This window comes from Nonomuraea sp. NPDC052116, from assembly GCF_040680035.1.
In the GTDB taxonomy this organism is placed as follows: domain Bacteria; phylum Actinomycetota; class Actinomycetes; order Streptosporangiales; family Streptosporangiaceae; genus Nonomuraea; species Nonomuraea angiospora_A.
Genome location: NZ_JBFAWA010000005.1, coordinates 464,136 through 470,406, shown reverse-complemented (window position 1 = coordinate 470,406; position 6,271 = coordinate 464,136). Strand labels below are relative to the sequence as shown.

Sequence of the window (6,271 nt, the reverse complement as noted above, 5' to 3'; positions counted from 1 at the left end):
GGCATGTCCATCGAGATGCGCGACACGGACGAGGACGTCTTCCGCGCGGCGGAAGAGCTCGGCATCGACCTGTCCCGGCGTGAGCCGAGCAGCGTGGAAGAAGTCTGAGGGGGAGATCGCACAAAATGCTGGACGTCAACTTCTTCGACGAGCTCAGGATCGGCCTCGCGACGGCCGACGACATCCGTCAGTGGTCGCACGGCGAGGTCAAGAAGCCCGAGACCATCAACTACCGCACCCTCAAGCCGGAAAAGGACGGGCTCTTCTGCGAGAAGATCTTCGGTCCGACCCGCGACTGGGAGTGCTACTGCGGCAAGTACAAGCGCGTCCGCTTCAAGGGCATCATCTGTGAGCGCTGTGGCGTCGAGGTGACTCGCGCCAAGGTGCGTCGTGAGCGGATGGGCCACATCGAGCTGGCCGCGCCGGTCACGCACATCTGGTACTTCAAGGGCGTCCCGTCGCGCCTCGGCTACCTGCTCGACCTGGCCCCGAAGGACCTGGAGAAGGTCATCTACTTCGCGGCCTACATGATCACGCATGTCGACACCGAGATGCGTGAGCGTGACCTGCCGTCGCTGGAGGCGAAGATCTCCGTCGAGCGGCAGCACATCGAGCAGCGCCGTGACGCCGACGTCGAGACCCGGCAGAAGAAGCTCGAGGCCGACCTGGCCGAGCTCGAGGCCGCCGGGGCCAAGGGCGACCAGCGCCGCAAGGTCCGCGAGGGCGCCGAGCGCGAGATGCGTCAGCTCCGCGACCGGGCCCAGCGCGAGCTGGACCGGCTCGACGAGGTCTGGAGCCGCTTCAAGAACCTCAAGGTCCAGGACCTCGAGGGCGACGAGCTGCTCTACCGCGAGATGCGCGACCGCTTCGGCCGCTACTTCAAGGGCGGCATGGGCGCGCAGGCGATCCAGGACCGCCTGATCAGCTTCGACCTCGACGTCGAGTCTGAGAACCTGCGCGAGACGATCCGCAGCGGCAAGGGCCAGAAGAAGGCCCGCGCGCTCAAGCGGCTCAAGGTGGTGTCGGCGTTCCTCAACACCACCAACTCGCCGCGCGGCATGGTGCTCGACTGCATCCCGGTCATCCCGCCGGACCTGCGCCCGATGGTGCAGCTCGACGGTGGCCGGTTCGCGACCTCCGACCTCAACGACCTCTACCGCCGGGTCATCAACCGGAACAACCGCCTCAAGCGTCTGCTCGACCTCGGCGCGCCCGAGATCATCGTGAACAACGAGAAGCGGATGCTGCAGGAGGCCGTCGACGCGCTGTTCGACAACGGCCGTCGCGGTCGCCCGGTCACCGGTCCCGGCAACAGGCCGCTGAAGTCCCTGAGCGACATGCTCAAGGGTAAGCAGGGTCGTTTCCGTCAGAACCTGCTGGGCAAGCGAGTCGACTACTCCGGCCGTTCGGTCATCGTCGTCGGCCCGCAGCTCAAGCTGCACCAGTGCGGTCTGCCCAAGCAGATGGCGCTGGAGCTGTTCAAGCCGTTCGTGATGAAGCGGCTCGTGGACCTCAACCACGCGCAGAACATCAAGTCGGCCAAGCGCATGGTCGAGCGCGCCCGCCCCGTGGTGTGGGACGTGCTCGAAGAGGTCATCACCGAGCACCCGGTGCTGCTCAACCGCGCTCCGACGCTCCACCGTCTGGGCATCCAGGCGTTCGAGCCGCAGCTGGTCGAGGGCAAGGCCATCCAGATCCACCCGCTCGTCTGCACCGCGTTCAACGCGGACTTCGACGGCGACCAGATGGCCGTGCACCTGCCGCTGTCGGCTGAGGCCCAGGCCGAGGCACGCATCCTGATGCTCTCGACCAACAACATCCTCAAGCCGGCCGACGGCAAGCCCGTGACGATGCCCACCCAGGACATGGTCATCGGCCTCTACTGGCTGACCACCCAGAAGGAAGGCGCGATCGGCGAGGGCCGCGTGTTCGGCTCGATCGCCGAGGCGCAGATGGCCTTCGACCGCCGCGAGCTGGAGATTCAGGCGAAGATCCAGCTCCGGATGAAGGACATCCTGCCGCCGCGCGACTGGGTTGCGCCCGAGGGCTGGGAGCAGGGTGACCCGATCCGGCTGGAGACCACGTTCGGCCGGTGCCTGTTCAACCTGACGCTGCCCGACAGCTACCCGTTCGTCGACTTCCAGGTCGGCAAGAAGCAGCTGTCCACGATCGTGAACGAGCTGGCGGAGACCTACCCCAAGATCGAGGTCGCCGCTTCGCTCGACGCGCTCAAGGACGCCGGCTTCCGCTGGGCGACGCGCTCCGGTGTCACGATCTCGATCGAGGACGTCGTCGCGCCGCCGAACAAGACCGACATCATGGAAAACTACGAGCGCCGGGCCGACAAGGTCCAGCGGGAGTACGAGCGCGGTCTGATCACCGACGAGGAGCGCCGTCAGGAGCTCATCGAGATCTGGACGCACGCGACGGCCGACGTCGAGACCGACATGGTCAACGCCTTCCCGGCGACCAACCCGGTCTGGATGATGGTCAACTCCGGCGCCCGTGGTAACAAGATGCAGGTCCGGCAGATCGCCGGCATCCGCGGCCTGGTGTCCAACACCAAGGGTGAGACGATCCCGCGGCCGATCAAGGCCTCGTTCCGCGAGGGCCTGTCGGTGCTGGAGTACTTCATCTCCACCCACGGTCAGCGGAAGGGTCTGGCCGACACCGCCCTGCGTACCGCCGACTCGGGCTACCTGACCCGTCGTCTGGTGGACGTGGCGCAGGACGTCATCGTGCGCGAGATCGACTGCGGCACCGACCGCGCCGTCCCGCTGCACGTCGGCGAGCGCGACGCGTCGGGCAACCTGGTCAAGGCCGAGAACGCCGAGTCCAACGTGCACGGCCGCATCCTGGCCGAGGACGTCGAGGTCGACGGCAAGGTCATCGCGGCGGCGGGTGTCGACATCAACGACAACCACGTCACCGCGCTGGTCCAGGCCGGCATCGAGACCGTCCGCACCCGCAGCGCGCTCGTCTGCGAGGCCAAGATCGGTGTCTGCGCGACGTGCTACGGCCGCTCGCTGGCCACCGGCAAGCTCGTGGACGTCGGCGAGGCGGTCGGCATCATCGCCGCCCAGTCGATCGGTGAGCCCGGCACGCAGCTGACCATGCGTACGTTCCACACCGGTGGTGTGGCCGGCGCCGACATCACCCACGGTCTGCCCCGTGTCACGGAGCTGTTCGAGGCGCGCATCCCCAAGGGTGTCGCCCCGATCTCCGAGGCCGAGGGCCGGGCTCGCATCGACGAGACCGACAAGACCAGGAAGATCGTCATCACGCCGGACGACGGCTCGGAGGAGATCGCCTACCCGGTGTCGATGCGCTCGCGCCTGCTCGTGCAGGACGGCCAGCGGATCACGGTCGGTCAGCAGCTCGTCGCCGGTGCGGTCAACCCCAACGAGGTGCTGCGCATCCTCGGCCCGCGGGCCGTGCAGCTGCACCTGGTGGCGGAGGTCCAGCAGGTCTACCGGTCGCAGGGTGTGTCCATCCACGACAAGCACATCGAGATCATCGTGCGGCAGATGCTCAAGCGCGTGAACGTGCTCGAGTCCGGTGACACCGACCTGCTGCCCGGCGAGCTCGTGGAGCGGCCGCGCTTCGAGCTGATGAACCGCGAGACGGTGGCGGAGGGCGGCTCGCCGGCCGCCGGCCGTCCGGTCCTCATGGGCATCACCAAGGCGTCGCTGGCCACCGAGTCGTGGCTGTCGGCGGCCTCCTTCCAGGAGACGACCAGGGTGCTGACGGACGCGGCGATCCACGCCAAGTCCGACTCGCTGCTGGGCCTGAAGGAGAACGTCATCATCGGTAAGCTCATCCCGGCCGGCACGGGCATGCCCCAGTACCGGAACATCCGGGTGGAGCCGACCGAGGAGGCCAAGGCGGCCATGTACACCGTGGGTGGCTACGACGGCTCCGCCGCCGACTACACCTTCGGGACTGGCAGCGGCGAGGCGGTTCCGCTGGAGGAGTACGACTTCGGTCAGTACAACCGGTGATGTTCTTCTAGTCGCCGGGTGACGCGCCCGGGCTCCCGATCACGGGGGCCCGGGCGCGCTGCTTTCCGGGGCCATTTTGCTTTCTGGGGCATTTGGTGCGGCGGCTCAGGATCATCCGTTACGGCGGTGCACGGTGGGCGCCACTCGCCGTACGGGGCTGATGGCCCTCCAGGAGACGGCCTCTGACCCTTCACCGGCTGACCGCCGCTACGGCGCCCGCTTGACCGTCTCCGTGGCCCCCACCCCACCCACCGCACGCCCCACACCGTCCGCCCACCGACCGCATGCCGAGCGCATGCCGAGCGCATGCCGAGCACCGAGCGCATGCCGAGCACTGTCGGCTCACCGAGCGCATGCCGAGCCTCGGGGTGGTTATGTGGGTGAGGGGGTCACGGGGATTACCTCGTTGGTGGTGGTGTCCGGGGTGGTGATCCAGTTGACGGTGATGAAGATCTGGGCGATGTCGTCGCGGTGGAGGCGGATGCCGTCGCGGTCGACGATGACCCGGCCGTGCTCGTTCATGCGTTCCAGGTACGCCATCACCTCGGGCTCGGAGCAGGCCGTGCGGAGGGGGACGCCGGTGCGTTCCTGGTAGAGGCGGGCGTCCAGGCCCTCGGCGGTCGTCAGTGCCTGGGACAGGAAGTGGAGGGTGAGCTGTGGGGAGTGGGCCGGGGCGTTGACGTCGAAGGCCAGCGGGTTGGCGTTGTAGTGGGCCAGCTTGCCCTTCTCGTAGCTCAGGTAGCGGCGGCCGACCAGGGAGTTGGCACCCGAGCCGAAGCCGATCCAGTCCATCCGGAGCTGGTAGTACGCCTCGTCCGACTGGCAGCGTGGGTGGCCGAAGTAGGACATGGCGTATTCGGGGAAGCCTGCCCCTTCCAGCGGCTCCCTGGCGATGCCGTACGCGTGGAGCTGGAGGTTGAGGTCCAGCTGGGCGCCCCGGTGGACCTGCTTGCGCAGCACCGTGCCGGGGCTGGCCCGGTAGGGGTAGATCGAGAAGTGGTTGATGGGCAGGGTCAGGGCCGTACGGGTCGCGCGCCGGCGATCTCGGCGTGCAGATGAAGTTTGATGAAACCGGAAAGCAGTGCGTCGAGCGCGAAACCGTGGGACGGGTCCCACATTCCGCTCTCGTGGAGCATCCGGAGATAATCGCGAAATGGCGTGAACGTCGTGAACCGATAACACTGGAAGCCGAGTTGCGGATCTTCGCAGGCTCTTCCGATCGTTTCTTTGTCATAGGTGTAGAGTGCTCGGAAGAGTGGATACTTGAACACGAGCGTGAACAGCTCGCAAGAGAACTCCGAGAGTCGCGCGACGGCAGGACGAAGCATCGCTATTCGCGAAATGTCCTGGCAGACTCCGACCATTTCCTGAATGACGAGCGTTCTTATGAGATCGTCTTTCGTGTCCCAGCTGAGATAGATGGTGCCCTTGCCGATGTCCGCCCGGCGGGCGATCTCGTCCATTGTGGTCCGCTTGTAGCCGGAACGCAGGAGCAGGCTCCTGGTGACGTCCATCGTCCGGCGTACGCGATGGTCGCTGGTCCTGGCACCCGTGCTGCGCGTTGAGACAACGCTCATGGCTCGATGGCCCCTTCCCCGTAAGAGCTGGTGCGCATTAAGCCGGTATTTCCTACCGGCTAGGGGGATTTTCGTTTGAGATGTGCCCCGATTTCAACAGTCAGGTGCCCCCTCCCTGGCCGGCTGACCGATTTTCGATTTTAGTCAGACATTTCGGATTCTTGACCCTGTTCCATATGTACACCTAGCGTCGGCGATGTCGCAAGGGTGTTCCCATACCAGGCGATGACCTCCGTGCGATGCGCATCCGTGCGTTTGCCTGGAATGTCGATGGGGCGTTTACCCCCGGAAGGAGAGTCCGCATGGACCTCGGCGATCTGCCCATGGACGTCTTCGAACTCACCGATGACGGTGTTGCGGTCGAGTCCCTTACTGCTGGTCACGGCATGACCGAAGTGGGAGCTTCGTGTAACTGCTTCTGCTACATCTGCTGCTCCTGCTCGAGCGCCCGCGCCTGTTGTCTTTTGGCGCCAATAAAGCGAATGGGGCTCATGTAATGACGGTTATTGAGCGGGAAACGACGGCCCGCCGGTCGCTGTCCGCACATGCGGGGTCGCGGCCGCTGAGCTGGAATCCCTGCGTTGGGACGAGTCCTATGCGCTGGTGACCCGGCTGCTCGCCGAGACCGCCCGGGTGGCGGCGGACGGGCGGCGGCTGGCCGTGGCGCTCGGTGTCGTCATCGGCGAGCTCGGC

The 6,271-nt window shown here is 66.3% G+C and carries 5 protein-coding genes; 2 read left to right on the top strand and 3 right to left on the bottom strand.

Features of this window, described 5'->3' with window-relative positions:
- Window positions 1-125 precede the first annotated feature (125 nt).
- On the top strand, window positions 126-4,001 hold the full coding sequence (locus tag AB0L65_RS12530) for a DNA-directed RNA polymerase subunit beta' (protein WP_350730968.1): 3,876 nt from the start codon (window positions 126-128) through the stop codon (window positions 3,999-4,001).
- A 372-nt stretch (window positions 4,002-4,373) separates the two neighbouring features.
- Here AB0L65_RS12530 and AB0L65_RS12525 read toward each other — a convergent pair whose 3' ends face one another.
- The 3 genes from AB0L65_RS12525 to AB0L65_RS12515 form a co-directional block, all read right to left on the bottom strand.
- The gene (locus tag AB0L65_RS12525) at window positions 4,374-4,961 is read right to left on the bottom strand and encodes a hypothetical protein (RefSeq protein ID WP_364243792.1); all 588 of its coding nucleotides are present in this window, start codon (window positions 4,959-4,961) and stop codon (window positions 4,374-4,376) included.
- A 53-nt stretch (window positions 4,962-5,014) separates the two neighbouring features.
- Window positions 5,015-5,515 (bottom strand): helix-turn-helix domain-containing protein, encoded by a 501-nt coding sequence (locus tag AB0L65_RS12520; RefSeq protein ID WP_364243815.1) that lies wholly within the window; start codon window positions 5,513-5,515, stop codon window positions 5,015-5,017.
- 203 nt (window positions 5,516-5,718) lie between these two features.
- Window positions 5,719-5,961 (bottom strand): hypothetical protein, encoded by a 243-nt coding sequence (locus AB0L65_RS12515; RefSeq protein ID WP_364243821.1) that lies wholly within the window; start codon window positions 5,959-5,961, stop codon window positions 5,719-5,721.
- On the opposite strand from AB0L65_RS12515, the gene AB0L65_RS12510 reads away from it, so the two are divergent.
- On the top strand, window positions 5,881-6,075 hold the full coding sequence (locus AB0L65_RS12510) for a thiomuracin/GE37468 family thiazolyl RiPP peptide (RefSeq protein WP_364243790.1): 195 nt from the start codon (window positions 5,881-5,883) through the stop codon (window positions 6,073-6,075). The two genes, AB0L65_RS12515 and AB0L65_RS12510, sit on opposite strands and share 81 nt — an antisense overlap.
- The last annotated feature ends 196 nt before the right edge of the window (window positions 6,076-6,271 follow it).

Excerpts from the sequence above, each read along its gene's own strand:
- AB0L65_RS12520 (WP_364243815.1), bottom strand. The coding sequence starts at position 5,515 with ATGGACGTCACCAGGAGCCTGCTCCTGCGTTCCGGCTACAAGCGGACC.
- AB0L65_RS12510 (WP_364243790.1), top strand. The coding sequence starts at position 5,881 with ATGGACCTCGGCGATCTGCCCATGGACGTCTTCGAACTCACCGATGAC.
- AB0L65_RS12530 (WP_350730968.1), top strand. The coding sequence starts at position 126 with ATGCTGGACGTCAACTTCTTCGACGAGCTCAGGATCGGCCTCGCGACG.